A 24,149-nucleotide genomic window follows, 5' to 3' on the forward strand; every position below is an offset into this window, starting at 1 on the left:
CGCCACAGGCTCAGATTGAGCCGATCACGATCCGAAAGCTCTGCCTTATTCATGAACGCTCGCCTCAGCTGGCGCATTTTCGACCGGCATTTCAGCAAACGAAGCCGCAAGCGTGATGAAGCTCAGGGCGGCGACGAACAGGGCCGATAGCAGCATTTGAGACTGAGCGGGCTTAGACATGAGCGGGCGCATTTGATGTTGTTTTCCCTCAACTTTTCATCCCCGCGTTTAACGCAGGGCGTATCGTAGCAACGTTGGAACAAGCGATATCGCTCCACGACTGAATGGGTCACGAATGCGTGATTAATGTTTCGTTCACATTCCCGCCGCGTGCATGGCAGGCATGTGACGCGAACCTTTTCGGCTTGCTGACGTTTCCTTGCATGAGCCCCAAGTGCCATGTGAGGAATTCCGATGAATCAGTTGCTTCTCGAACCCGGCGCCGAGGCCCCTGCGCTCGCCCTGTTCACTGACTTCGACGGCACGCTGGTGGAGATCGCCGAGACGCCGGATTCGATCCACGTCCCCAACGATCTCGCCGAACAGATCAAGCGCATCACCCGCGAATTCGACAATGCCTTCGCCGTTATAACCGGCCGCGAAATCGCCGACATCGATCGCTTTCTGGCCCCCCTGCACCTGCCCATTGCCGGCGCCCACGGCTCACAACGCCGCCGCGCCGATGGCTCGATGGAAGAAGTCGACGATGAGTTGATCGCTGGCGCCGAAGAAATCGCCCGCGCCATCGAACCCCTCGCCATGGCCCATCCCGAATTGATGATCGAACCCAAGCCCGGCACGGTGGCCCTCCATTATCGCCAGGCGCCGGAGCTTGCGGACGCCTGCCTTCGCGCCCTCGAGGAAATTCTGGCCGACCATCCGCAATATTCGGTCGTCGAAGGTAAGATGGTCTACGAGGCTCGCCCCATCGGTTTTGACAAAGGAGCCGCCCTCCGCGCCTTCATGCTCGAAGAACCCTTCATCGGCCGCACCCCTATTTTCATCGGCGACGACGTCACCGACGAAGACGCCTTCCGTGCTGCCCAGGAACTGGGTGGGGTCGGCATCAAGATCGGCCCCGGCGACACCGCCGCCCGCCTGCGCATAGCCGACGTCACCTCGGTCCGCGCCTTGATCGGCGGCCTGGGCGATCTCATGCACCGCGAAGAACCATTGCTCACCGACGCCGTGGCGAACTGATTTCGCTACGCCGCATAAATCGACACGACCGCGACCCGGGCGCTTTGCGCCCGGCATCATTTTGAATTTGGTACAGGGGGCCCGTCTGCCATGAGCCGCATCGTCATCGTTTCCAATCGCACACCCGGCAAGGGTCCCGCCGCCGGCGGCCTCGCCGTGGCGCTCAAGAAAGTGTTGGGCGAACGCGAAGGTTTTTGGTTCGGCTGGTCCGGCAAACTGACCGAGAGCCCCGAAAGCAAAGCGCGCTTTGAAGACATCGATGGCCTCCATATAGCCCAGATCGATCTCTCGCCCGACGACCACCGCGCTTATTATTCCGGCTTTTCCAATTCCATTCTCTGGCCAAGTTTCCATCTCCGGCTCGATCTGGCGACCATCGAGAGCCACTGGTACGAAGGCTATCGCCGCGTCAACGCCCAGTTCGCCAAGGCCCTGATGCCCCTTCTCAAACCCGATGACGTGGTCTGGGTCCACGACTATCACCTGATCCCGCTGGCAAGCGAACTTCGCAGCCTCGGCGCCAGAAACCGCATCGGCTTTTATCTCCACATCCCCTTCCCCACCGTCGATGCGCTCTACGCCATCCCCCATCATGGCGACCTGATGCGCGACCTGTCGCGTTACGATCTCATCGGCTTCCAGGCCAATCGCGACGTGGCCGCCTTCACCGATTTCGCCGAACACCAGGCGCCGTCCACCTTCGGCCCGCGCCCCACCGAAGCGCTCGATTTCTCGACCACCGAAGTCGCCGCCTTCCCCATCGGCTCGGACCCCGAAGCCTTCTCGCGCCTCGCCACCAGCCCCGCCGCCAAGAAGATGATCCACCGCATGCACCGCGCCCTCGGCGAACAGGCGCTGATCCTTGGCGTCGACCGTCTCGATTATTCCAAGGGCCTGCCCCAGCGCGTCGAAGCCTATGAAAAGCTCCTCGCCAACAACCAGCGCTTCCGCCGCAACGTACACCTTCTGCAGGTCGCGCCGCCCTCGCGCGACAGCATCAAGGAATATCAGGAAACCAGCGACACGCTCGATGCCATGTGTGGCCGCGTCATGGGTCGCTTTGCCGAACCCGATTGGGCGCCCCTCACCTATGTAAAGCGCGCCTATGGCCAGCCCAGCCTCGCCGGTCTCTATCGCCTTGCCCGCGTTGCCCTCGTCACCCCCCTCCGCGACGGTATGAACCTCGTCGCCCATGAATATATCGGTGCGCAGGACCCGGAAAATCCCGGCGTCCTGGTCCTCTCCCGCTTCGCCGGTGCCGCCGAAATCTTCCCCGAGGCCCTCTTGGTCAATCCCTTCGACACCGACGAGACCGCCGAGGCGCTGCGCATGGCGCTCGACATGCCGCTTGATGAGCGCAAAGCCAGATGGAACGCCCTCATGGCCGCCGCCGAAGCCCACAATGTCGATGATTGGGCCCTGAGCTTTCTCGAGCGCCTCTCCCCCGGCATCGGCGAAGCCGGAGCCGGCGCCCGCGACGTAATCTACATGGCTTCGGTGGCGTGAGATGACCAGGTGGTCACGCCATTAACCAAGGAGTAATGCCCGCCCCTGGGCATTCTCCGCTATGGTCGTGTCAGCAAGCCAGATAGGGGCATAGCCGATATGCCCACATTGAACCATCTGCCAATGCAGTAGTGAGACCGGCCACCGCGCTTCTGAATCAAAAAGGGCGGCCACCGGGCCGCCCTTTGTTCTGATTAGCCTTCGCCGCGACGAGTGCGTGCAGCGGACTTTTTCGCCCCTGTTGTCCAACGCGGCTTGGCTTTGAGACCATCCGCGCGCGGTGGCTTCACCGAGCGAGCCGGAGCCAGCGGATTACGGGCATCACGGCCAGCAGCGGCACTAGCTTCCCGCGGAGCGTTGGCCTCGCGGGGACCGCCGCCCTTGCCACGCTCGCCACCCGGGCGCGGCGTATTAAACTTGCGCTGGCTCATTGGCTTGGGGTTACGCGCCGTGCGCGCACCAGCCGGAGCACCGGGGGCATTGCGCGGCGCACGAACGGCAGTGGCTTCCTCAACCATGTTGAGATCGCCCGAAAGCGGCAGCGTGCGGCGGATCAGCTTTTCGACATCGCGGAGCTTCGAGCGCTCGGTGCCGTCGCAAAGCGTGATCGCAATGCCCTCGGCGCCATTGCGGCCGGTACGGCCGATACGGTGCACATAGTTTTCCGGATCATCGGGCAGATCGTAGTTCACCACATGCGTAATGCCCGGCACGTCGATGCCGCGCGCCGCAATATCGGTCGCCACGAGAATGCGCACGCTACCGCTGGCAAAACCCTTGAGCGCCGCCTGACGCGCATTCTGGCTCTTGTTGCCGTGGATCGCGGCCGCTTCGTAGCCGTCGATGGCGAGGTTCTTGTTCACGCGATCGGCGCCATGCTTGGTGCGCGCGAAGACGATAACGCGGCTCATGCCTTCCTTCTCGTCGTCGAGCAGGCCATTGAGCACGCCGCGCTTGGCCTTCGAACCGGAGAGAATGACGCGCTGAGCGATCTTGACGACGGTCGAACCCTGAACCGAAGCCTCGACCTTCACCGGGTCCTTAAGGAGGCCCTTGGAAAGGTCTTCGATTTCCGGCGCCATCGTGGCCGAGAACAGCATGGTCTGGCGGCGAAGGCCGATGGCCTTGGCGATCGCCTTGACCGGGGCAATAAAGCCCATGTCGAGCATGCGGTCAGCTTCGTCGAGCACCAGCCAGCGCGTCTCGTTGAGACGGATCTTGTTGTCGTCGAGCAGGTCCTTGAGACGGCCCGGGGTCGCGACAACGACGTCGACGCCCTTGGCGATCTTCTGCACCTGATGGTAGCGCGACACGCCACCCAGCACGAGCACGGTGTCGAGCCGGAACTTGCTGCCGGCAAACTTGCGGATGTTTTCTTCGATCTGCACGGCCAGTTCACGCGTCGGCGCCAGGATCAGCGCGCGCGTGGTCATCGGCCGCGGACGGCCGGTCAGTTCGCCGATACCGGCGAGGATCGGCAGGCCAAAGGCAGCCGTCTTGCCCGAACCGGTCTGGGCAATACCCAGCACGTCCCGGCCTTCGAGCAGTTTCGGAATGGCCTGGCTCTGGATCTTGGTGGGGGTCTCGAAGCCTGCAGCCTTGAGGCTGTTGGTCAGGTTTTCAGGAAGTCCGAGACTGGAAAAATCGGTCAAATCTTGATCTTTCATGATGCGCAAATGCTGCGCGGGCGCTCTGCGAAATGCAGGCACCAGGAACAAAAATTGCAATCGGGCGATAGGGATTTATCGCGCGGGTGCTGGCTCAAACCCGGAGCACTTTGCTATCCGGGATGACTTCGCCGCTCACCGCTTGAGTAAGAAGAGAAGCCCGTTAGCGGCACACTTGGCCGCAACGCTGCGCCCCATATGGGGGAAAAAGCCCCAAAAGGCAAGTGTGGCAGGCGCATGGGAGGTTTGTGAGAGGGAACTCACCGACCATCCCACCCCCACCTAACCTCCCCCTGATAGGGGGAGGAACGCATCGAGTGTGTTAAACCGCCAGTGAGCCACCGGCAGATCCCTCCCCCTACCAGGGGGAGGATGGGAGGGGGTGATGTGAGCCACGATTTCGCGGTCTCAAATACCACCATACCAATCATACCCGTTGTCCGGCCAATAGCCGCCCCGCCCCCGTCCAAACGGGGTCAGATCATCCACCAGCTCGATCGTGTGCAGATATTTCGGCTGCTTGTACCCCAGCGCCCGCTCGATCCGCAGCCGCACCGGCGCGCCATTGCTCACCGGCAACACCTGATCGTTGAGGCCATAGGAGAGGATCGTCTGCGGATGATAGGCATCCACCAGGTCCGAACTCTCATAATAGAAAACATCGCCCGAAAGCGTCTTCTGGATATTGTCGAAGCAATGGTAGACGCAATACCGCGCCTCCGGCTTTACGCCGGCCATGTCGAGCACTGGACCCAGCGCCGTCCCCGTCCACTTGGCAATGCAACTCCAGCCCTCGACGCAATCGTGCCGCGTGATTTGGCTGCGCGCCGGCATATTGCGCAATTCGTCGAGCGAGAACGACACTTCGCGCTCCACCATGCCCTTGATGGTCAGCTTGTAGGGCGCAAAATTCTGCGCCTTCAAAAACATATATTCCGGGGTCGAGGGTTCGGTCGATCCGTTCGGCTTCATGCCCTGCCGGATTTCGCTGGCCGCATATTCGCGCGCCAACACCTGATCCCCGATCAGCGCCCGCTGCGCCCGATAGGTAAGAACATTGGCCTGCTCCAGCGCCTGCCGCACCGGATTGCCGCGCTGCCCCAGAAAATCGAACTGATCGCAGCCCGTCAGCGCCAGGCTCGATCCAAGTGCCGCCGAGCCGATAAGAAGTTTCCGCCGATTGAGAATGAGATTGCTCATGGCTTGTCTCCAGCCTCGGTCGGCGTGCCCGGGCTCGTCCGATACCAGCCGGTGATCATCGAGCGCAGTTCATTGAGCGGCCCCGCCAGCAACACCATGATGATGTGCACGACAAAGAACAGCACCAGCAGCACCATGACGCCAAAATGGATCGTCCGCGCCGTCTGCCGCCCTCCGAACAGGTCAAGCAGCCACGGCCAGGCCGCATCCATACCGGGGCTCATGGTCAGTCCCGTCAAAACGATCAGCGGAAAAAGCACGAAGAACACCGCGAAATAGCTCAACTTTTGCAAAGGCGAATAGCGCCGCCCATGATGCAGTTTCAACCGCGCATGATCCATCGCATCCTTCGGCAGCCCGGAAATGTCCGAGCCCTTGGGCACGATGTCCCGCCGCAGGTGCCCATTGATGAAGCTGGCAAGAAACCAGACGAACAACGCCGCCACCAGCACCCAGCCAAAAAAGAAGTGCACCACCCGCCCGGTGGCCAGGTCGCGGAACGAGGGAATAGTCACCGCCCCCGGAAACCCCACATATTGCGGTGCCTCCGCCGTGCCACTCATGCCGAGCACGCCGGTCGTATCAAAACTCTGCCCAAAAACCGTAGTGCGTCCCCGCGGCCCCTCCGGCGTATTCACCGCCCCGATTTCGAGCACCGCATTGTCGAACTCAAAGCCCGACTGCTGCCCGATATAAAGCGAGGGATGCGCATTGAAGATTTGCAACCCCGAGAGCAGCAGGAAAAACAGGCAGACCGCCCAGACCCAATGCGTCACCCGCGTAAAAATCGACTGGCGATAAACCAGCGGCCCGCGTTTGGTTGAAAGCTCGTCAGCTTGGCTCATGATCTCCCCCGGCAAATGGCACCATCTGCCAATAGCAACGGTATTGCATCGCGCAGATGGTCGCCATCACGCCTATTTTATTTCTTGGGAGCCATCGCATCGCCACCCATCATCGCATCTCCTCCCATCGCGCCCTGGCCATTGTGCACGCTATGGCAGGCCTCTTCGGCCACCATGGCAACATCGGCGAAGGTGATGGCCTTGGCCTGATCGATGCATTTGCTGAGATCGTCGTCACTCATCATCGGCGCCATCGCACCCATTGCGTCAGCGGCCGGAGCGGCCATGGCATCTTGCGCAAAGGCACTGCCTCCCATGAACAGTGCGAGCGCAACAACGGCGGAAAGGCTGGCGGTCTTGATAAACATGGTCATTTCCCTTGTCTTGACCGCGGCCCCTGCCACGGATCGTCAAGCCATTCGCCGATTGCATGGACGAGGTTACCCCGATCACGCAGCCGTGTTCCCGCCTCGCTTTTTTCGCCCTGCGGTGTAACCTTGCTCCGCTTTGCCGCGAATGGAGAACCAATGCAGGCGGACAAGACAGAGATGCGGTTGCGAGAATTGATGCTGGCCGCGCTCGATGGCGACGGGGCGGCTTATCGCGCGCTGCTGGCCGATCTTGCCCGATATCTACGCCCATGGTTCGCGCGGCGCCTCGGCACCGCCTATGCGTCGCACGCGGAGGACCTCGTGCAGGAAACACTGCTCGCCGTGCATACCCGGCGCATAACCTACGATCGGACCCGCCCTTTTACCGCGTGGCTACACGCGGTCGCCCATCACAAATTCGTCGATCACGTCCGCCGCCATGCCATCCGGCCTACCGTACCGCTGGAGGAGGATGCGCCTGTCTTTGCGTCAGACGATAGCGCCAATGCCGCCGATCGCCGGGACGTGGAAGCCGTGCTGAAATTCGTGCCGGAGCGCACCGGCGAACTCATTCGCGAAACCCGCCTCGAAGGCGCCACCATCGCCGAAGCCGCGGCCCGCCACGGCATCACCGAAACCGCGGCAAAAGTCTCCATTCACCGCGGCCTCAAGTCCCTTGTGGCTAAATTCGGAAGAGGCGAGCCATGACCGACGACCTGATCGCTCGCCTGTCCTCCGATCTGCGGCCCATTCCGCCCCGCGCAATAGAGCGGCGCCTGTGGCGAGCCCTTCTTGCCGGCCTCGCCATCACGTCCGTCACGGCATGGCTGGTTCTTGATCTTACGCTGGGCCGCCCCTTCGGCGGCGCCTTTGGCGGCCCGATGTTCTGGGTAAAAATGGGCTACACGGCGGCTTTCGGCCTCATCGGTCTCGCCGCGGCCCCCGTCCTTACGCGCCCTGATGGCCGCATAATCTGGCCGCTTCTGGTCGCCGGGCTTCTCGTGCTGCTCGCATTGGCTCTCGGCACCATGGATTGGATGCGCGCCGATTGGTCTATGCCGGTCCTGATGGGCAACACGGCCATGGTCTGCCCCTGGCTCATCACGCTCACGGGCCTGCCTGTTCTTGCCATGCTGCTGGCGGCCATGCGCAGCCTCGCCCCACGCTCGCCCACCCTCGCCGGCTTCGCGGCCGGCCTCGTTGCTGGCGGCTTCGGCGCGCTGGTCTATGCCTTTTATTGCGGCGAGACCGGCATGATGTTCATGGCCGTCTGGTATTCTTTGGGCATTGCGATGACGGCACTCTTGGGCGCCATCATCGGAAAGTTTGCATTACGCTGGTAGGCTAACCTATTCGTCCTTGGCGGCCCAGTTCATGCCGCGGCGCATGATCGTCGCCATATTGGAATTTTCGAATTCCTTGGCCTGATGCCCCAGCGTCATGTGGAACACCTTGCCCTTGCCATGCCAGCGCTTCCAGACGACGGGCATCACCACGCCGTCGATCCAGGATGCATGCTCGCCGGTAAAAGTCGTCGTCGCCAACACCTCGTTAGAGGGATCGACATGCATGTAATATTGCTCGGACTTGTAGAGGAACGAGCTCGAAATCCCCGCCATGATCGGGTCCTCGGGCTTGGTCACGTCGACCGTGTAGTCGATGATATTGCCCGGATGCGCCACCCACTGGCCGCCGACCATGAACTGATAGTCCACCGCATCGCGGAACGCATCGCTCATACCGCCATGGTGCCCGGCCAGGCCTACGCCGCCCTCGACAGCCTTGGTAAGATTCTCGACCTCTTCCTTGGCAATCTTGCTCATGGTGAAGATCGGAATGATCAGCGACAGATCTCGAATGGACGGATCGGCAAAGGCGCTGGTTTCGGTCGCCGTGCGCACCGAATAGCCATCCTCGTGCAGCCAGCGACGGTAGATCGTCGCGCATTCCTCAGGATCATGGCCTTCCCAGCCGCCATAGACGATCAAAGCACTACGCATCAGGGTACCCCCTCAAATCAAACGGGGCGGAGAATACCTGACTCAACCGCTATTGAAACCCCAAATGGCAGTGATTGCGGCACACGCTCGCTTGCCGCCAACCGCCGGATAAATCTCGGAAATGAAACACTTTCCACTGTCACAATTAGCTGGTTAACTCTCCTTAATGCTTCAGTGGCGACACGAAAAAAATGTCGGGAGCGCCTGATGTCGAAGCAGGGACTCGCTGCAATCACGAAGGGACCACAGGGATGAAGAAGCTTTTGCTGGGCGCCACCGCGCTCACCCTCTGCGCCGGTTTTTCGACCGCCGCCCATGCCGAATTCACACTCAACATCCTGCACATCAACGATTTCCACTCGCGCTTTGATCCGATCACCGGGTCGGACTCGAACTGCGACGCAGAAACCGACGCCAAGGGCGAATGTTTCGGCGGCATTGCACGCCTCAAAACCATCATCGACGACACCCGCGCCAAATACGAAGCCGGCAATTCGCTGCTGCTCTCGGCCGGCGACAATTTCCAGGGCTCGCTCTATTATACCACCTACAAGTCCAAGGTCGTTTCCGACTTCTTCAACCAGATGGGCTTTGACGTCGTCGCCACCGGCAATCATGAATTCGACGATGGCCCGGAAGAGTTCCTGAAATTCATCGAAGCCGCTGAATTCCCCATCATCGGCGGCAATTTCGACGTTACCAAGGATGAAGGCCTGCGCGGCAAGATCCAGGGCTCCATCGTCATCGAAGTCGGCGGCGAAAAGATCGGCATCATCGGCGCCACCACCGAAGACACCCCCGAAATCGCCTCGCCCGGCGATGTCGAGTTCCACGATGTCATCCAATATGTCCGCGGCGCCTCCGAAGCGCTCGATGCGGCCGGCGTCAACAAGATCATCCTTCTGAGCCATATCGGCTACAACGAAGACCTCAACGTCGCCGCCTCCCTGCCGCTGGTCGATGTGATCGTAGGCGGCCACAGCCACACCCTTCTGTCCAACACCGCCGAAGGCGCCGCCGGCCCCTACCCCACCATGGTCACCAATCCCGTGGGCGTCGAAGTGCCGGTCGTCCAGGCCAATCAATACGGCAAATATCTCGGCGACATCGCCATCACCTGGGACGACAACGGCACCGTCACCAAGGCCGAGGGCGAACCCTACCTGATCGATGCTTCGGTCACCGCCAATGAAGACTTCAAGGGCCAGCTCCAGACCCTCCTCGGCCCCATCGAGGAAATGACCAGCCAGGTCATCGGCACCACCACCGACAAGCTCGAAGGGTCCCGCGAAGTCTGCCGCGTCCAAGAATGCTCCATGGGCAATCTTCTGGCCGATGCCATTCTTGATCGCGTCGCCGATCAGGGCGTCACCATCGCCTTCCAGAATGGCGGCGGCATCCGCGCCTCCATCGATGCCGGTGAAATCACCGTGGGTGACGTCTTGACCGTGCTGCCCTTCTCCAACACCCTCGCCACCGTGCAGATCAGCGGCGCCGATGTGATCGAAGCCCTCGAAAATGGCACCAGCGATATCGAAAACGGCGCTGGCCGCTTTGCCCAGGTTGCTGGCCTCAAATACACCTACACCCTCGCCAATCCCGCTGGCGATCGCATCAGCGACGTTCTGGTCAAGGGCGAAGGCGACACCTGGGTGCCGATCGATGAAGACGCCACCTATACCATCGTCACCAACAATTACGTGCGTGGCGGCGGCGACGGCTATGGCACCTTCGCTGAAGGCGACAAGCCCTATGACTTCGGCCCGCCGCTCGAACAGGTGGTTGCCGAATACATCGCCAAGCTCGGCGGCGAATACACCCCCTATCTCGATGGCCGCATCACGGTGAAATAACCCGTCCATCAATACGAAAGCGAAGGGCGCCCATCGGGCGCCCTTTTGCGTTATCTCTTTTTGACCGGTGCGATAGCGCGCCCAAGGAAAACGCCATGTGCCGCAATATCAAACCGCTCTTCAACTTCGAGCCGCCCGCCAGCAAGAACGAAATGCACGAGGCGGCACTCCAGTTCGTCCGCAAGATCTCCGGATTCAACCGCCCCTCGCAGGCCAATGAAGCAGCGTTTTATGACGCCGTGGAGGACATCGAAAAATCGGTCCGCAAGCTCTTGAATGCACTCGATACCAAAGCGCCGGCCAAGGATCGCGACATCGTCGCCGCCAAGGCTCGTGAACGCGCCCGCGAGCGCTACGGCACCGCTTAAGCGCCGGCGGCCTCTGCCGCCAACACCTTCTCGGCAAATTCGGGCGCTGCGACAAGGCTCGCCAATCCGCGCAATTGCTCGGTCGTGCCAACACCCAATACCGCGTCTATCCGCTGGTTCAGTTCGCGCCACAGCACAGTCATCTGCCGCGTCTGTTTCAGCCCCTGAGCGGTCAATACGGCCCGCTTGACCCGCCGGTCGTTCTCGTCGACCACCACTTCCACCAGTCCATCCCGCACTAGCGGCCGCAGCGCATGCGTCAATGCCGAGATTTGGATCGAAAGCCGCTTTGCCAGCGCCTGCAATGACGGCCCAGTGCCGCCGGGCACGCCACCGAATTCCTCGATCCGGGACACAACCAGGGACTGCCCGGACGTCAATCCCGAAGGGGCAAGCGCATCGTCGTAAAGCTGGGTGAGCTGCCGCGACGCCACGCGCAGCGCGGTATGCGTGCAGTTCAGCGGGTCATAGGCCTCGGTGCTTTCAACGTCGGTAGGCGTGGTTTTTGCCATTGTCATTCTCCACCCGATAAAATAGTTGAGCACAGCACCATTGACAAGGACAGGGCCTGATCCCAATTAGTTGAGCACTCAACAATAGGAGTCCTCCATGTCCAAAACCGCTCTCATCACCGGCGCCTCCTCCGGCATCGGCGCCGTCTACGCCCAGCGCCTCGCCGCCCGTGGCTATGATCTCGTCCTCGTCGCCCGCCGCGCAGACCGCCTATCCGACCTCGCCGCCCGGTTGCAGCAGGACCGTAGCGTTTCCGTCCGCACCATCGCTGCCGATCTCTCGGCGGAAACCGGCATGTCGAGCGTCGAAACCGCGCTCCGCGACCAGCAGATCGACCTTCTCATCAACAATGCCGGCATGGGTCCGATCTCGTCCACCGCCGATCTCAGCGATGAAGCCACCGCCCAGACCCTTGCTCTCAACATCACCGCCCTGACCCGCCTCACCCGCGCCGCCCTCCCCGGCATGCGCACCCGCAAGTCCGGCACCATCGTCAATATCGGCTCGGTCCTCGCCTTCCATGCCCTGCCGGTTACATCGCTTTATAGCGCCACCAAGGCCTTCGTCCTCACCTATAGCCGCGGCATCCAACAGGAAGTTGCGGCCGATGGCGTCCACGTCCAGGCCGTTCTCCCCGCCGGCACCATCACCGAATTCTACGACGCCGCCGGCGTCTCGATCGACAATTTCGACAAGTCAGTTTTCATGACCGCCGAACAACTCGTCGATGCCGCCCTCGCCGGCCTCGACCGCGGCGAAGAGGTCACCCTGCCCTCGGTCCACGATCTCGATCTCTGGAACACCTACGACACCGCCCGCCAAAACCTCTTCGGCGGCACCCAAAACGGCAGCCCCGCATCGCGCTACGCCGCCGCCTAAAACAAAAAGGCCGCCCCGATCACTCGGCGCGGCCCTTCAATCTTTCCTACTCGCGATTGTCACCCCGGCGAAAGCCGGGGCCCATCTCGAGATGTCTGTCTCTCCACGGCGTCCTGAAATCAGACCCTATGCTCGGTCCGATCCCGATCCGTCACCGTCGCCAGATCCAGCACTTTCTGAATATTCGTCGCGTGGCGGAAGCTCGGCTCCAGATTCTTGCCCATGCGCACGGCATCGGCAAAACGCTGGTAATTCGTCGGCACCGGATCGACGGCAACCTCGGTCCAGGTGCCGGTTTCGATATCGTCGCCAAGGCAGGTAAAGAGCTTGGACCAGTCGTGCCTATGCTGCACTTCCACCGAGCCCTTTTCACCGTAAACGCGCAGGCGCAATTCGTTGAAATGGCCGGTCGCCCAGCGTGTCGCATGCACCACGCCCAGCGCGCCGTTCTCAAGCTGCGCCGTCATGGCAAAGCTGTCATTGGCATCGAGATCATATTCGCCAATTCTATTGCCCTCAGCCTTGTCAAAGGTCTGTAGGCGGCAGAACACGTTGGAAAAATCGCTACCCGCGCCATAGGCGGCAAAGTCGAGAATGTGCACGCCGATATCGCCGAGCACGCCGTTGGAGCCGTGCTTTTTCGACAGGCGCCATAGCCACTGGCTTTCCGTGCGCCAATCGCCCCAGGCCTTCGACACCAGCCAGCTCTGCAGATAGCTCGCTTCAAAGTGCTTTACGCCGCCAACCTGCCCCGATTGCACGATCTCGCGCGCCTTTTGCAGCTGCGCGACATTGCGATAGGTCAGGTTGACCATGTTGACGAGGCCGAGCCGTTCGGCCGTCTCGGTCATTTCCATGGCCTTGGCATGGTCCGTCGCCAGCGGCTTTTCGCAAAAGACGTGCTTGCCGGCATTGAGCGCCGCCATCGTCGTCGGATGGTGGATGCTATCGGGGGTGACATTGGCCACCGCGTCGAACTCGCCCCAGGCGATCGCCGCATCGAGCGAGCCAAAGCCCCTTTCGATGCCATGGACCTTATTGAACGCCTCGACCCGCGCCGGATCGACGTCCACCCCGCCCACCAGCGTCACGCCATCGATGGCGGCAAAATGCTTGGCATGCTGATTGGCCATGCCGCCGGTCCCCAGAATGAGGATACGCATATTTTTATTCCCGTATGGGCCCGCGGGCCGCGATGTTCCAAAACACTCGATGTCATCCCGGCGAAGGCCGGGACCCATCCTGAGATATCATCTAGTCCAACCACCCCAGGATGGACCCCGGCCTTCGCCGGGGTGACACCGTGAGCGTGGAAAGTCTTACTTCTTCACTTCGCCTGCGTGGTCTGCCGACGAAAGCTTGGCGCCGCGCTCTTCGATCTTTTCGATCGCTTCGCCGACCGGCGTATTCGGCGCCTTCATCAGATGTGCATGGCGGTCGCCGTTATAGGCCCAGTTGACTGCATTGCGCAGCACCTGGCCGACATTGGCGTCGTGATAGGTCGGATAGGTTTCGTGGCCGGGGCGGAAATAGAAGATATTGCCCGCTCCACGGCGATAGGTCAGGCCCGAACGGAACACTTCGCCGCCCTGGAACCAGGAGACAAACACGGTTTCCAGCGGCTCCGGCACCGAGAAGGGCTCACCATACATTTCTTCATATTCGAGCTCGAAATAGGCCGGCAGGCCCCTAGCGATCGGGTGGCCCGGATTGACGACCCACAGACGCTCGCGTTCGCCCGCCTCGCGCCAGTGGAGGTTTGCCGGAGTGCCCATCAGGCCCTTGAACACCTTCGAATGGTGGCCCGAATGCAGCACGATCAGGCCCATGCCCTGCCACACATGCTCCATCACGCGCTTGACGACCACATCGTCGACCTTGTCATGCGCGGCGTGACCCCACCAGACCAGCACGTCGGTTTCGGCCAGCACGGCGTCGGTCAGGCCGTGTTCCGGTTCCTGCAGCGTCGTGGTCTTGGTGGAAATATTGCTGTCCTGCTTGAGCAGCGCGGCAATCTGGTTGTGCATGCCGTTGGGATAATTTTCGGCAACCGTCTTGTTCTTCTGCTCGTGGACGTTCTCGCCCCAGACCAGGGTACGGATCGGCATTGGTAGTCTCCTAGTTTCGTGGCGAGGCGGGGAGGCGATCGCCATTCAGTTTTCTCCGCGTCATTCCCGCGGAAGCGGGAATCTCCCTCTGCACGAAGGGGATTCCCGCTTCCGCGGGAATGACACGGTGGATGGAAAAGGTGACGATGCTTGGACCGTCACCTCGAATTTTTGTCAGCGGATCGGCTTGCCGTCAGCATCAAAGCGATGAATGCGCTCTTCTTGCGGCGAAACCTTCACAACTGCGCCACTCTGATAGGTCGCCGTGCCATCGAGACGCACCACGATAGGTTCTTCCTGGCCCATATCGAGATAGACGTATGAATCCGCCCCGAGATTTTCGGTATGGATCACCGTACCTTCCCAGATACCGTCCGCGCTGACATCCATATGCTCGCCACGGATACCCAGCGTCTTGCAGCCGAATTTCTCGGCCTTGTCGCCGGCAATGAAGTTCATTTTCGGCGAGCCGATGAAACCGGCAACGAAAATGCTGTCCGGGCGCTCATAAAGCTCCATGGGCGTACCGACCTGTTCGACATAACCGTCGCGCAGCACGCAGATGCGGTCCGCCAGGGTCATGGCTTCCACCTGATCGTGCGTCACATAGATCATGGTCACATGATCCATGCTCTCATGCAGCTTGGCGATCTCGATACGGGTCGCCACGCGCAACGCTGCGTCGAGGTTCGACAGCGGTTCGTCGAACAAGAACACCTTGGGATCGCGGGTAATGGCGCGGCCAATGGCGACGCGCTGACGCTGTCCGCCCGAAAGCTGCTTGGGCAACCGGTCGAGATACTGCCGGATTTGCAGCATGTCGGCGGCCTTTTCCACGCGCTGGCGGATTTCTTCCTTGCCCTTGCCCTTCTCGAGCGTCAGCCCGAAAGCCATGTTTTCGTAAACCGTCATATGCGGATAAAGCGCGTAGGACTGGAACACCATGGCGATGCCGCGCTTGCTCGGCGCCAGCGCATTGACCAGCTTGCCGTCAAAGAGCATGTCGCCCGAAGTGATATCCTCAAGCCCCGAGATCAGGCGCAGCAGTGTAGATTTGCCGCAGCCCGATGGGCCGACAAACACCATGAACTCGCCCTTGCGGACTTCGAGATCGACGCCCTTGATCACGTCGACCATGCCAAAGGACTTGCGGACATTGCGAAGTTCGATCGCAGCCATTTTTTTGTAACTCCTTTAAGCCGATTGGTCAGTCAGGTCAGGCTGAGACGAAAATTTCGATCTGCGAGAACCGGACCGGAGCGTACTAAAGTACGTGAGGACCGGAAGCGCAGCAGATTGGAATTTGCAGGCCAGCCTTACCTGATTGATCATCGGGTTTAGCCTTTGACGCCGCCGGCCGTGAGGCCCGACACGATCTTACGCTGGAAGACGAGAACGAGGATCACCAGAGGCACGGTGACGATGACCGAGGCGGCCATGATATTGCCCCAGGGGATTTCATATTGGGTGCTGCCCGACAGTAGCGCGATAGCCACCGGCACGGTGCGCGTGTCGTTGTTCGAGGTAAAGGTCAGCGCGAACAGGAACTCGTTCCAGGCCCCGATAAAGGCCAGAATGCCCGTCGTCACCAGCGCCGGCCACATTAGCGGCATGAACACGCGGGTGATGATGACCCAGGGCGAAGCCCCATCGACGATCGCGGCTTCCTCGATTTCCACCGGCAGGTCCCGCATGAAGGTCGTCAGAACCCACACGGTGAAGGGCAGCGTGAAGATCGTATAGGAGAAGATCAGCGCCCAGGGCGTGTTGTAGATGCCAAGCGCCCGGATCACCTCGAAGAGACCAGCCAGCACCGCCATCTGCGGGAACATCGAGATCCCGAGGATGGTCAGCAGCAGGAGACCCCTGCCCCGGAACCGGACGCGAGCCAGCGCGAACGAGGCCGTGATGGCCAAAAACAGCGCCAGGATCACCGTTACCGAAGACACGAAGATCGAATTGAGCAGATTGCGCGGAAAACTGCCCGAGTTCAGCACGTTCCAATAGTTGTCGAGGCTGAACGAGGTCGGCCAGTAATTGACCTGAAACAGCGCCGTACCGGTCTTAAAGCTTGTCAGGATCGCATAGTAGAACGGGAACACGCTCACCACGACGATGACGGCAACGAGCAGGTAGAACAGCACCCACTTGGTCGCCTTCCAGAGATCGAAAGTCGCACCCATTATCGGTCTCCCCCGTCGAACTTCACCTGCCCCAGCCAGATATAGAGAATGGTCAGCAAGGCGATGATCAGGAACAGCAAGGTCGACATGGCCGAGCCATAGGCGAACTTGTCGAAGTCGAAGAGATTTTCGCGCGCCAGCACGCTCATCGTCTTGGTCGAGGCGCTATTGGGCGTCAGCACATAGATGAGGTCGAAGATGCGCAGCGCATCGAGCAGGCGGAAAATGATCGCCACCATCAGCGCCGGGCGGACCAACGGCAGCGTGATCTTGAAGAACTGCTTGACCGGATGCACGCCGTCGATTTCGGCGGCCTCATAGATATCCTTGGGGATCATCTGCAGACCGGCAAGGATCAACAGCGCCATGAATGGCGTCGTCTTCCAGATATCGACGATCAGCACCGCCGTCATCGCCGTATCGGCCGTCGCTGTCCAGGCCACTTTCTGGCTCAATAGGCCCAGCCGCATCCCGAGATCGTTGAGAATGCCGAACTGGTCATTGAGCATCCAGCCCCACATACGGGCGGAAACGATGGTCGGGATGGCCCACGGGATCAGGATGGCGGCGCGAACGATACCGCGGCCCTTGAATTCCGCATTCAGCACCAGCGCCACCATCATCCCGAGCACGGCTTCGAAAAGCACCGAGAGAAAGGCGAAGCGCACGGTGTTCCATACCGCATTCCACCAGGCCGGATCGACCAGCAGTCCGCGATAGCGCACTGTGCCACTTTCGAGCACAGTCCAGCGGAAGTAGTTGCCAAACCCGATCCACTGCGCCGCCTCGAGATTGCTTAGCGAGGCATCGGTGAAGGAAAAATAGATCGAGCGCAGCAGCGGCCACCCGGCCACCACCGCAAGGGCGATCAACATTGGGATGAGGAACAGGCGCGCGGCGCGAATGCGCTGCTGCATCAGTTCCGATTTCACTTTTGGCGCAGCCGCCCTGGCGGAAGGCGCCAGTGTTTCGGTTGTCATCGTTGCTCCTCCCAACGTGCAGTCATTCATTGCGCAGGGCGGGCGGCCGGAAATCCGGCCGTCCGCCCTGTCATTGGGCCCTGGGAGGACTTACCAGGCGTCGCCCTTGAGTTCGGTCAGGTCGGCTTCGAGAACTTCGAGATTCTCGGCAGCAGTGCCATTGCCCGAAAGCGTGGAGTGCACGGCGCTCCAGAACATCGAGGAAACCTCGTTGTACTTGACCTGGGTCGGAGCGGACGGACGCGGCACCGCGTTCTGGAAGATTTCCTTCCAGGCCGGGATGATCGGCTGCTTGGCGGCGATATCGGCGTCGTCATAGAGCGCTTCGATCGTCGGCAGGTTGGACTGCATCAGCGCGCGTTCCTTCTGCACTTCGGACGAGCTCAGATAGAGCGCCAGTGCGATGGCGGCATCCGGATCGGGCGAGTACTTGGAAACGGCAACGTTCCAGCCGCCGAGCGTAGCAGCCGAGCGGGCATCCGGGCCGTCGCCGGCCGGCAGCGGGGCAACGTCGAACTTGCCGGCAATCGGGGAGTCGGCGCCATTGCCCAGCGAATAGGCATAGGGCCAGTTGCGGTGGAACACGGCATTACCGAGCTGCCAGACGCCGCGGCTTTCTTCTTCCATATAGGCAAGGTTGCCTTCCGGAGCGATGGTGCCGATCCAGCTTGCGGCCAGGTCGATCGCCTTGGCGGCGTGCTCGTTGTTGATCGAGATGGTGCCATCGGCCTCGACGATCTGGCCGCCGCCGAAGGATTTCACCCATTCAAGAGCGTCGCAGGTCAGGCCTTCATAGGCATTGCCCTGGAACACGAAGCCCCACATTTCGGCATTGCCGTCGGCGCGCTCGCCATCCATGATTTCCTGCGCGGTGGCGGTCAACTCAGCCCAGGTCTTGGGCACTTCCTTGCCGTACTTTTCGAGCAGGTCCTTGCGGTAGTAGAGCGCCGGAGCGTCGGTGAATGCCGGCAGCGCCACGAGCTTGCCGTTCACGGTCTGGGATTCGATGATCGATGGGAAGTGGTCGCCCACGACATCCTTGGCGGCCTCGGTGAGATCGAGGAACTGGTCGGCGAGCTGCGGCGCCCAGATCACGTCGGTCTGATAGACGTCGATGTCGGTATTGCCCGCAGCCAGCCACAGCTTGTACTGGCCGAACTGGTCGGTCGTCGAGGATGGCATCGGAACGATGGTCACCTTGTTACCCGTGTCGGCCTCGAATTTGTCGAGCTGGCCGCGCAGGAATTCAAGGCCGGTGCCCGTATCGCCGGAAACGATGGAAAGCTCGGCGGCCTGCGCCGCCCCAGCCACCAGCGTCACACTCGTCAGCATCGCGACAAGCAACTTGTTCAGTGTCATTGGAAATCCTCCCGAAAGAAACCTTGCACAGGGAGGCGAAACGGCGCGGCCCGACGCAATACGCGTGAGCCCGCAATTCCCTCCCCTAAAGCACCCTCCCGCCGTTCAAGCCAACAGGTTTTCAAAGCGCTTTGGATGAAAGGGAACCAGAGCCGCAGAAAACTGTCAAGCACCGACCACGACCAATCTTCACCATTTTTGCGATCATTCAAAAAATGTCATTACTTTTCATATAGTTAATCCATAAACTTCCCGACATCGCCGCCTAATCGTTAAAATTGCCCTGATGTACGCACCTCAGGAATTTTTGAACTTTGGAGTCTCTTGCATCAAAAATTGAAATCGCTTTGAATAGACTTTGGAGGAGTTGGGCAAAGGCTCTGGTCAAAGAGCCCTGCCTGCCCTAATGGCGAGGCGAACCAAGCGGCCACAATGGCCAAAGCCCGGGAAAACCGGGCGCCGAAACCATCCGGGCCAGTTGCCGCTATGAGATTGAAAGACCTAGCCGAGCATCTCGGCCTGTCGCAAACGACGGTCAGCCGCGCGCTCAATGGCTATCCAGAGGTAAAGGAAGCAACGCGCCTCCGCGTCGCCGAGGCCGCGGACCAGCTCGGCTATCGCCCCAATGCCAGCGCCCTCCGCCTCGCCACTGGCCGCGCCGGCGCCGTCGGCCTCGTCCTGCGCGGTGCCGGCGAGCTGGGGCCTCACATGAGTGAATTCATGGGCGGCATCAGCGAGCGCCTGAGCGCGGATGAAATCGATATCCTGCTGATCACCGTCGATACCTTGCAAGACGAGATGGCGGCCTATCAGCGGCTGGCGGCAAGCCAGAAGGTGGACGCGATCGTGCTCCAGTCCCCGACCCTCAGCGATGTACGGGCAGAACAGCTACTCGACCTCAAAATCCCCTTCATCCTGCATGGCCGCACCAATATCAGCCGCCCGGTGGCGTGGATGGATATCGACAACACCGGCGCTATCGAGCGCGCCACCAGCCACCTGCTCGACCTCGGCCACCGCCGCATTGCTCTGCTCAATGGACTCAAGGGCCGCACCTTCGCCGAACATCGCGAACTGGGTTATATGGCTGCCCTCTCGGGGCGCGGCGTTGCCTTCGATCCTGCACTAATTGGAAATTCCATCTTCACCGACGAAGTCGCCTTCCGCATGGCGCAGTCCATGCTCGAACTCCGCCCCCGCCCCACCGCCTTCCTCGCCGGCTCGATGATGACCGCCCTCGGCGTCTTCCGCGCCATCCGCCAGGCCGGCATGACCCTGGGCACCGACGTCTCCATGATCGCCCACGACGACGTTTTTCCCTATCTCAACGCCGACAACATGTACCCTACCATGTCGACGACCCGCTCCTCCATCCGCCAGGCGGGGTCGCGGATAGCCGAACTCCTGTTGCAGCTGCTGGGCGGCAAACCCGCCGGCGACATTCACGAGCTATGGCCGGTAGAACTAGTCCTGCGCGAGAGTTCAGGGCCCGCGCCGCTGTTCTAAGCCGGGCTACCCCACCTAACCTCCCCTATCAGGGGGAGGTTAGGTGGGGGTTCTTCTGGAATGCCACCCCCCTGAATCAAAACCTCACGCCCCCAGCCTAAACCCCCGCATCCGCTCATAAAACGGCCGCGCTTCATCCGCTATCTTAGCCAGCCACCCCGGCAATTCCCCCGCTTCATCCGGCGGCGAAAACCCGGTGCTATTATAAACCGCTCCATACCAATGCGGCCCCCAAACCCCATCCTCCGCATGCGCCCCCTTGGGCCAGGTCAGCATCGCCGGATCCCACTCCAACCCCACTGCCTTGCAAAGCGCCGACAGCGTCCTCTCGGGATCGCGTCTGATATCGTCGCTATCCACTACCACCGGCGCCTTGCCCGTCCGCTGCGCCACGCGATCAAACAACATCGCCTGCCCCTCGAACCCAATATCGGCCAGCGTCACGCTCTCCCGCTTCTGCGCATAAGACGCCAACACCCGCTCCGGCGCGCGCAGCAGGAACACATTGGTGACCCGATCCATCCAGTCGAGCGGAAAGCCATCCACCATGTGATGGCTCATATGCTTCTGATACCAGACCGTCTTCCCCCCCGGCACCGGCCCCAAAATCTGCCGCACCACCGCCTCGGCATCCTGCGGCTGCGACGCCATCACCTCCTCACGCATAGGATGATCGAGCCCCGTCGCCTTCAAATAAGCCGCATAAAACGGCTCGTCGCTGACGAAACAATCCGCCCGCGATGAAAAACTCCGCATCATCGCCGTCGAAAGATTCCGCGGCCCCGACCACATGGCAATCCGTCTCACCGCGCTCATGGCCGGAACGTCTCCCGCTCGATCAGCTCACGATAAAGCCCTGCCAGGCGCGCCGTCATCTCCCCCGGTATCGGCCCCGGCCCCGTCAACGGATGCCCCATCCGCCGTCCATCCACCTCGCGCACGGAGGTCAGCCCGGCAAACGTCCCGGTCACAAAGGCCTCGTCCGCCCCATAGACATCGGTCAGCGAGAAATTCTTCTGCCGCACCGTGATCCCCGCGGCCTCAGCCACCCGGATGATATTCCCCCGCGTAATCCCGCCAAGGCAATAATCCCCGGTCGAGGTCCAAACCTCACCCCGCCGCACGATGAAAAAATGCGTCGAATTACACGTCGCCACAAACCCCTGCGGATCGAGCATCAGCGCCTCATCCGCTCCCGCCTTCGCCGCCTGGATACACGCCTGAATACAGTTCAGCTTGGAATGCGAATTGAGCTTCTGATCCTGCATATCCGGCGCCGTCCGCCGGATCGTCGAGGTAAACAGCGAAATCCCGTCCGGCTTGGCCGACGGCGCCTTGTATTCGGGAATGATGACAATGGTCGCATCGCCAATCGTCACGCGCGGGTCCTGATAAGGCGTCGCCTTGATCCCCCGCGTCACCATCAGCCGGATATGCACGCCATCGGTCATGCCGTTGGCAGCAAGACAATCAAAAATCCGCTTCACCAACGCGTCCGGCGTCAGCCCCACCGAAAAATCGAGCGCCTTCGCCCCCTCGTAAAGCCGCTCCAGATGCGCCCACAAAAACGGTATCCCGCCCTCATGCAGCCGCAACCCCTCCCAAACGCCGTCCCCCAGCACGAACCCTGAGTCGAAAACCGAAACCACCGCCTTGTCCCGCGGCATCAGTTGATCATTGACGGCAATCAGAATGGAAGCATTGCGCGGATCGTCCGCATAGGCATGAACGCCATAGGCCATAAGAGAAGGCTTTCGAGTTGTTAGTCGCCGCGGAAACATCTCCTCTTGGAAGACGGAAGTCGAGAGCAGTCTTCCGTCTACCCCACTACGCCGGCCCCAACCGAATTCGCCATAGTGCAATCGGCGACTTTGGCAGGATCCAGCCACATACTCGATGCAACACCTCCCCCTTGATGGGGGAGGATGGGAGGGGGTGCGGGAGCCACGATATCAGAGCGTGAACGCACCCCTCCCCCCACCAAGAGGAGGGCGCCACACCGAGCCTGTGCCCCCACCAAAAGTACCAAAAAACCAAAATTTTTGACCATCTGGACGAAACTGTCACAATTGGGCAATCTCACCTCGCGGCTGGGAGGACGCGAGCAGATGGGTAGATAGGCGCAATGTACTGGTATTGCGGCAAGTATCGCCCGCTCATGGGCGACGCCTCGCTGTCATTCAACCGTCATTGCACTGTCATCTCGCCCCTCTACTCCCTCGCCCGTTCGCAGCGGCTATCCCCCACGGGAAAGCCCGCGACTGCTCATTCAGGGAGACAAAGAATGACGTTCAAGTCTGCGCTGACCACTTCGGTTTCGCTTCTCACCGTGCTCAGCTTCTCAGCTCCGACTTTCGCCCAAACCGATCTCACAGCGCTTTACGACGCCGCCAAGGCCGAAGGCCAGCTGACCGTGATCGCCCTGCCCCATTCCTGGTGCAACTATGGCGGCGTGATCGAAGGTTTTAAGGCCAAGTATCCCGGCATCACCGTCAATGAACTGAACCCCGACGCCGGTTCGGCCGACGAGCTCGAAGCCGTCCGCGCCAACAAGGGCAATACCGGCCCGCAGGCCCCCGACGTTCTCGACATCGGTCTCGCCTTCGGCCCGCAGGCCAAGGACGAAGGCCTGCTGCAGGCCTATAAGGTCTCGACCTGGGACGAGATCCCGGACGACGCCAAGGACGCTGAAGGCTTCTGGTACGGCGACTATTATGGCGTGCTCGCCTTCGGCATCAACAAGGACATCATCACCGGCGACAACCCGGCGACCTGGGCTGACCTGAACAAGGACGAGTTCGCCAACTCCGTCGCTCTGGCCGGTGATCCGCGTACCGCCAACAACGCCATCATGTCGGTCTTTGCCGCGGGTCTCTCGACCGGCGCCGCTCAGGACGCCGCCGCCCAGGCCGGTCTTGAATACTTCAAGGCCCTCAACGACAAGGGCAATTTCGTCCCCGTCGACGCCGAAGCCGCTGCAATCGCTCAGGGCACGACCCCGATCGCCATCAATTGGGACTACAACCTCCTCGCCGCGCGCGACAACCTCAACGGCAACCCGCCGATCGAAGTCGTCGTGCCGTCCGACGGCGTTGTCGCCGGCGTCTACGTCCAGGCCATTTCGGCCTTCGCGCCCCACCCGAACTCGGCCAAACTCTGGATGGAATACCTCTATTCCGACGAAGGTCAGCTCGGCTGGCTCGCTGGCTACTGCCACCCGATCCGCTTCAACGCCCTCGCCGAAGCCGGCAAACTCCCGGCCGACCTGATGGAAAAGCTCCCCGAAGCCGAGAACTACGCCAAGGCCGTGTTCCCCTCCATCGAAGAGCAGAACGCCAACAAAGCCACCATCACCGGCGGCTGGGACTCCACCGTCGGCGCTTCGGTTCAGTAAACTAAGCATCTGAACTCCAAGTCGACACCCTCCCCCTTGTGGGGAGGGATCAAGGGTGGGGGTGTGTGAGCCACAATATGCAGGCCCCACACCCCCTCCCATCCTCCCCCATCAAGGGGGAGGTGCAGATCGAGTTTTTCGGCATGCATCGTGCCAGTTTCCCGCATCCCTCACACGAGTGGAGCGGTACCTCCCCCTTGATGGGGGAGGCTAGGAG

General features: G+C 61.1%; 24 protein-coding genes. 9 read left to right on the forward strand and 15 right to left on the reverse strand.

Translation table 11 applies throughout. From position 1 onward, the window contains the following. Nucleotides 1–45: 45 nt before the first annotated feature. Entirely contained in the window at nucleotides 46–180 is a 135-nt protein-coding gene (locus ASD83_RS21460; RefSeq protein WP_274532577.1) for a hypothetical protein, read from the reverse strand. 234 nt (nucleotides 181–414) lie between these two features. Between ASD83_RS21460 and otsB the strand changes: the two genes are divergently transcribed. Together otsB and ASD83_RS09365 are read left to right on the forward strand one after the other, a co-directional pair. After that, the gene (otsB, locus tag ASD83_RS09360) at nucleotides 415–1,200 is read left to right on the forward strand and encodes a trehalose-phosphatase (RefSeq protein ID WP_056310246.1); all 786 of its coding nucleotides are present in this window, start codon (nucleotides 415–417) and stop codon (nucleotides 1,198–1,200) included. A 90-nt stretch (nucleotides 1,201–1,290) separates the two neighbouring features. Continuing rightward, the gene (locus tag ASD83_RS09365) at nucleotides 1,291–2,706 is read left to right on the forward strand and encodes an alpha,alpha-trehalose-phosphate synthase (UDP-forming) (RefSeq protein ID WP_082561088.1); all 1,416 of its coding nucleotides are present in this window, start codon (nucleotides 1,291–1,293) and stop codon (nucleotides 2,704–2,706) included. 194 nt (nucleotides 2,707–2,900) lie between these two features. Here ASD83_RS09365 and ASD83_RS09370 read toward each other — a convergent pair whose 3' ends face one another. The 4 genes from ASD83_RS09370 to ASD83_RS09385 all read right to left on the reverse strand — a co-directional run bounded on the left by ASD83_RS09370 (nucleotide 2,901) and on the right by ASD83_RS09385 (nucleotide 6,786). Next, nucleotides 2,901–4,373, reverse strand: a complete 1,473-nt coding sequence (locus ASD83_RS09370) for a DEAD/DEAH box helicase (RefSeq protein WP_082561089.1) — start codon at nucleotides 4,371–4,373, stop codon at nucleotides 2,901–2,903. A 408-nt stretch (nucleotides 4,374–4,781) separates the two neighbouring features. Next, on the reverse strand, nucleotides 4,782–5,573 hold the full coding sequence (locus tag ASD83_RS09375) for a molybdopterin-dependent oxidoreductase (protein ID WP_056310248.1): 792 nt from the start codon (nucleotides 5,571–5,573) through the stop codon (nucleotides 4,782–4,784). Next, entirely contained in the window at nucleotides 5,570–6,418 is an 849-nt protein-coding gene (locus ASD83_RS09380; protein ID WP_056310250.1) for a cytochrome b/b6 domain-containing protein, read from the reverse strand. Before ASD83_RS09380 ends, ASD83_RS09375 begins: the two co-directional genes overlap by 4 nt. A 77-nt stretch (nucleotides 6,419–6,495) precedes the next feature. Continuing rightward, nucleotides 6,496–6,786 (reverse strand): hypothetical protein, encoded by a 291-nt coding sequence (locus ASD83_RS09385; RefSeq protein ID WP_156385903.1) that lies wholly within the window; start codon nucleotides 6,784–6,786, stop codon nucleotides 6,496–6,498. A 159-nt stretch (nucleotides 6,787–6,945) separates the two neighbouring features. On the opposite strand from ASD83_RS09385, the gene ASD83_RS09390 reads away from it, so the two are divergent. Further along, the gene (locus tag ASD83_RS09390; RefSeq protein WP_244489133.1) at nucleotides 6,946–7,497 is read left to right on the forward strand and encodes a sigma-70 family RNA polymerase sigma factor; all 552 of its coding nucleotides are present in this window, start codon (nucleotides 6,946–6,948) and stop codon (nucleotides 7,495–7,497) included. Then, nucleotides 7,494–8,132 carry a DUF1109 domain-containing protein gene (locus tag ASD83_RS09395; protein ID WP_056310254.1) on the forward strand — a complete coding sequence of 213 codons (639 nt, stop codon included), beginning with the start codon at nucleotides 7,494–7,496 and terminating at the stop codon, nucleotides 8,130–8,132. Before ASD83_RS09390 ends, ASD83_RS09395 begins: the two co-directional genes overlap by 4 nt. Before the next feature lie 6 nt (nucleotides 8,133–8,138). Here the strand turns inward: ASD83_RS09395 and ASD83_RS09400 are convergent, their stop codons facing one another. Continuing rightward, nucleotides 8,139–8,789 (reverse strand): ThuA domain-containing protein, encoded by a 651-nt coding sequence (locus ASD83_RS09400; RefSeq protein ID WP_056310256.1) that lies wholly within the window; start codon nucleotides 8,787–8,789, stop codon nucleotides 8,139–8,141. Between the two features lie 251 nt (nucleotides 8,790–9,040). Between ASD83_RS09400 and ASD83_RS09405 the strand changes: the two genes are divergently transcribed. Beyond that, nucleotides 9,041–10,642, forward strand: coding sequence for a bifunctional metallophosphatase/5'-nucleotidase (locus ASD83_RS09405; protein ID WP_056310258.1), 1,602 nt, complete (start codon nucleotides 9,041–9,043; stop codon nucleotides 10,640–10,642). A 95-nt stretch (nucleotides 10,643–10,737) separates the two neighbouring features. Continuing rightward, on the forward strand, nucleotides 10,738–11,010 hold the full coding sequence (locus ASD83_RS09410; RefSeq protein WP_056310260.1) for a DUF2277 domain-containing protein: 273 nt from the start codon (nucleotides 10,738–10,740) through the stop codon (nucleotides 11,008–11,010). Here the strand turns inward: ASD83_RS09410 and ASD83_RS09415 are convergent. After that, nucleotides 11,007–11,522 carry a MarR family winged helix-turn-helix transcriptional regulator gene (locus tag ASD83_RS09415; protein ID WP_056312257.1) on the reverse strand — a complete coding sequence of 172 codons (516 nt, stop codon included), beginning with the start codon at nucleotides 11,520–11,522 and terminating at the stop codon, nucleotides 11,007–11,009. The genes ASD83_RS09410 and ASD83_RS09415 overlap by 4 nt on opposite strands. Nucleotides 11,523–11,619: 97 nt before the next feature. Between ASD83_RS09415 and ASD83_RS09420 the strand changes: the two genes are divergently transcribed. Then, complete coding sequence (locus ASD83_RS09420; protein WP_056310263.1) at nucleotides 11,620–12,402, forward strand: SDR family NAD(P)-dependent oxidoreductase; 783 nt, start codon at nucleotides 11,620–11,622, stop codon at nucleotides 12,400–12,402. Between the two features lie 119 nt (nucleotides 12,403–12,521). On the opposite strand, the gene ASD83_RS09425 is transcribed toward ASD83_RS09420, so the two are convergent. The 6 genes from ASD83_RS09425 to ASD83_RS09450 form a co-directional block, all read right to left on the reverse strand. Further along, a complete protein-coding gene (locus ASD83_RS09425; RefSeq protein ID WP_056310265.1) occupies nucleotides 12,522–13,565 on the reverse strand; it encodes a Gfo/Idh/MocA family protein in 1,044 nt (347 codons plus the stop codon). A gap of 156 nt (nucleotides 13,566–13,721) precedes the next feature. Then, a complete protein-coding gene (locus ASD83_RS09430; protein ID WP_056310267.1) occupies nucleotides 13,722–14,510 on the reverse strand; it encodes a ThuA domain-containing protein in 789 nt (262 codons plus the stop codon). Nucleotides 14,511–14,684: 174 nt separating this feature from the next. Continuing rightward, complete coding sequence (locus ASD83_RS09435; RefSeq protein ID WP_056310270.1) at nucleotides 14,685–15,689, reverse strand: ABC transporter ATP-binding protein; 1,005 nt, start codon at nucleotides 15,687–15,689, stop codon at nucleotides 14,685–14,687. A 158-nt stretch (nucleotides 15,690–15,847) separates the two neighbouring features. After that, nucleotides 15,848–16,693, reverse strand: coding sequence for a carbohydrate ABC transporter permease (locus tag ASD83_RS09440; protein WP_056310271.1), 846 nt, complete (start codon nucleotides 16,691–16,693; stop codon nucleotides 15,848–15,850). Beyond that, nucleotides 16,693–17,673, reverse strand: a complete 981-nt coding sequence (locus ASD83_RS09445; protein ID WP_056310273.1) for a carbohydrate ABC transporter permease — start codon at nucleotides 17,671–17,673, stop codon at nucleotides 16,693–16,695. The genes ASD83_RS09440 and ASD83_RS09445 overlap by 1 nt, the downstream gene beginning before the upstream one ends. A gap of 90 nt (nucleotides 17,674–17,763) precedes the next feature. Further along, a complete protein-coding gene (locus tag ASD83_RS09450) occupies nucleotides 17,764–19,032 on the reverse strand; it encodes an ABC transporter substrate-binding protein (protein WP_056310274.1) in 1,269 nt (422 codons plus the stop codon). 486 nt (nucleotides 19,033–19,518) lie between these two features. Here ASD83_RS09450 and ASD83_RS09455 point away from each other — a divergent pair, with 486 nt between their 5' ends. Further along, nucleotides 19,519–20,538 (forward strand): LacI family DNA-binding transcriptional regulator, encoded by a 1,020-nt coding sequence (locus ASD83_RS09455; protein ID WP_056310276.1) that lies wholly within the window; start codon nucleotides 19,519–19,521, stop codon nucleotides 20,536–20,538. Between the two features lie 84 nt (nucleotides 20,539–20,622). Here the strand turns inward: ASD83_RS09455 and ASD83_RS09460 are convergent, their stop codons facing one another. Together ASD83_RS09460 and ASD83_RS09465 are read right to left on the reverse strand one after the other, a co-directional pair. Next, nucleotides 20,623–21,354, reverse strand: coding sequence for a hypothetical protein (locus ASD83_RS09460; RefSeq protein ID WP_200946489.1), 732 nt, complete (start codon nucleotides 21,352–21,354; stop codon nucleotides 20,623–20,625). Continuing rightward, the gene (locus ASD83_RS09465) at nucleotides 21,351–22,280 is read right to left on the reverse strand and encodes an aminotransferase class IV (RefSeq protein ID WP_056310278.1); all 930 of its coding nucleotides are present in this window, start codon (nucleotides 22,278–22,280) and stop codon (nucleotides 21,351–21,353) included. The genes ASD83_RS09460 and ASD83_RS09465 overlap by 4 nt, the downstream gene beginning before the upstream one ends. A 542-nt stretch (nucleotides 22,281–22,822) precedes the next feature. On the opposite strand from ASD83_RS09465, the gene ASD83_RS09470 reads away from it, so the two are divergent. Beyond that, entirely contained in the window at nucleotides 22,823–23,932 is a 1,110-nt protein-coding gene (locus ASD83_RS09470) for an ABC transporter substrate-binding protein (protein ID WP_056310279.1), read from the forward strand. Nucleotides 23,933–24,149: the final 217 nt, after the last annotated feature.

The organism is Devosia sp. Root685, from assembly GCF_001427875.1.
GTDB lineage: Bacteria > Pseudomonadota > Alphaproteobacteria > Rhizobiales > Devosiaceae > Devosia.

Bases quoted from the DNA above. Each gene is read 5' to 3' on its own strand.
- ASD83_RS21460 (WP_274532577.1), bottom strand. From the start codon at position 180: ATGTCTAAGCCCGCTCAGTCTCAAATGCTGCTATCGGCCCTGTTCGTC.
- otsB (WP_056310246.1), top strand. From the start codon at position 415: ATGAATCAGTTGCTTCTCGAACCCGGCGCCGAGGCCCCTGCGCTCGCC.
- ASD83_RS09365 (WP_082561088.1), top strand. From the start codon at position 1,291: ATGAGCCGCATCGTCATCGTTTCCAATCGCACACCCGGCAAGGGTCCC.
- ASD83_RS09370 (WP_082561089.1), bottom strand. From the start codon at position 4,373: ATGAAAGATCAAGATTTGACCGATTTTTCCAGTCTCGGACTTCCTGAA.
- ASD83_RS09375 (WP_056310248.1), bottom strand. From the start codon at position 5,573: ATGAGCAATCTCATTCTCAATCGGCGGAAACTTCTTATCGGCTCGGCG.
- ASD83_RS09380 (WP_056310250.1), bottom strand. From the start codon at position 6,418: ATGAGCCAAGCTGACGAGCTTTCAACCAAACGCGGGCCGCTGGTTTAT.
- ASD83_RS09385 (WP_156385903.1), bottom strand. From the start codon at position 6,786: ATGTTTATCAAGACCGCCAGCCTTTCCGCCGTTGTTGCGCTCGCACTG.
- ASD83_RS09390 (WP_244489133.1), top strand. From the start codon at position 6,946: ATGCAGGCGGACAAGACAGAGATGCGGTTGCGAGAATTGATGCTGGCC.
- ASD83_RS09395 (WP_056310254.1), top strand. From the start codon at position 7,494: ATGACCGACGACCTGATCGCTCGCCTGTCCTCCGATCTGCGGCCCATT.
- ASD83_RS09400 (WP_056310256.1), bottom strand. From the start codon at position 8,789: ATGCGTAGTGCTTTGATCGTCTATGGCGGCTGGGAAGGCCATGATCCT.
- ASD83_RS09405 (WP_056310258.1), top strand. From the start codon at position 9,041: ATGAAGAAGCTTTTGCTGGGCGCCACCGCGCTCACCCTCTGCGCCGGT.
- ASD83_RS09410 (WP_056310260.1), top strand. From the start codon at position 10,738: ATGTGCCGCAATATCAAACCGCTCTTCAACTTCGAGCCGCCCGCCAGC.
- ASD83_RS09415 (WP_056312257.1), bottom strand. From the start codon at position 11,522: ATGGCAAAAACCACGCCTACCGACGTTGAAAGCACCGAGGCCTATGAC.
- ASD83_RS09420 (WP_056310263.1), top strand. From the start codon at position 11,620: ATGTCCAAAACCGCTCTCATCACCGGCGCCTCCTCCGGCATCGGCGCC.
- ASD83_RS09425 (WP_056310265.1), bottom strand. From the start codon at position 13,565: ATGCGTATCCTCATTCTGGGGACCGGCGGCATGGCCAATCAGCATGCC.
- ASD83_RS09430 (WP_056310267.1), bottom strand. From the start codon at position 14,510: ATGCCGATCCGTACCCTGGTCTGGGGCGAGAACGTCCACGAGCAGAAG.
- ASD83_RS09435 (WP_056310270.1), bottom strand. From the start codon at position 15,689: ATGGCTGCGATCGAACTTCGCAATGTCCGCAAGTCCTTTGGCATGGTC.
- ASD83_RS09440 (WP_056310271.1), bottom strand. From the start codon at position 16,693: ATGGGTGCGACTTTCGATCTCTGGAAGGCGACCAAGTGGGTGCTGTTC.
- ASD83_RS09445 (WP_056310273.1), bottom strand. From the start codon at position 17,673: ATGACAACCGAAACACTGGCGCCTTCCGCCAGGGCGGCTGCGCCAAAA.
- ASD83_RS09450 (WP_056310274.1), bottom strand. From the start codon at position 19,032: ATGACACTGAACAAGTTGCTTGTCGCGATGCTGACGAGTGTGACGCTG.
- ASD83_RS09455 (WP_056310276.1), top strand. From the start codon at position 19,519: ATGAGATTGAAAGACCTAGCCGAGCATCTCGGCCTGTCGCAAACGACG.
- ASD83_RS09460 (WP_200946489.1), bottom strand. From the start codon at position 21,354: ATGAGCGCGGTGAGACGGATTGCCATGTGGTCGGGGCCGCGGAATCTT.
- ASD83_RS09465 (WP_056310278.1), bottom strand. From the start codon at position 22,280: ATGGCCTATGGCGTTCATGCCTATGCGGACGATCCGCGCAATGCTTCC.
- ASD83_RS09470 (WP_056310279.1), top strand. From the start codon at position 22,823: ATGACGTTCAAGTCTGCGCTGACCACTTCGGTTTCGCTTCTCACCGTG.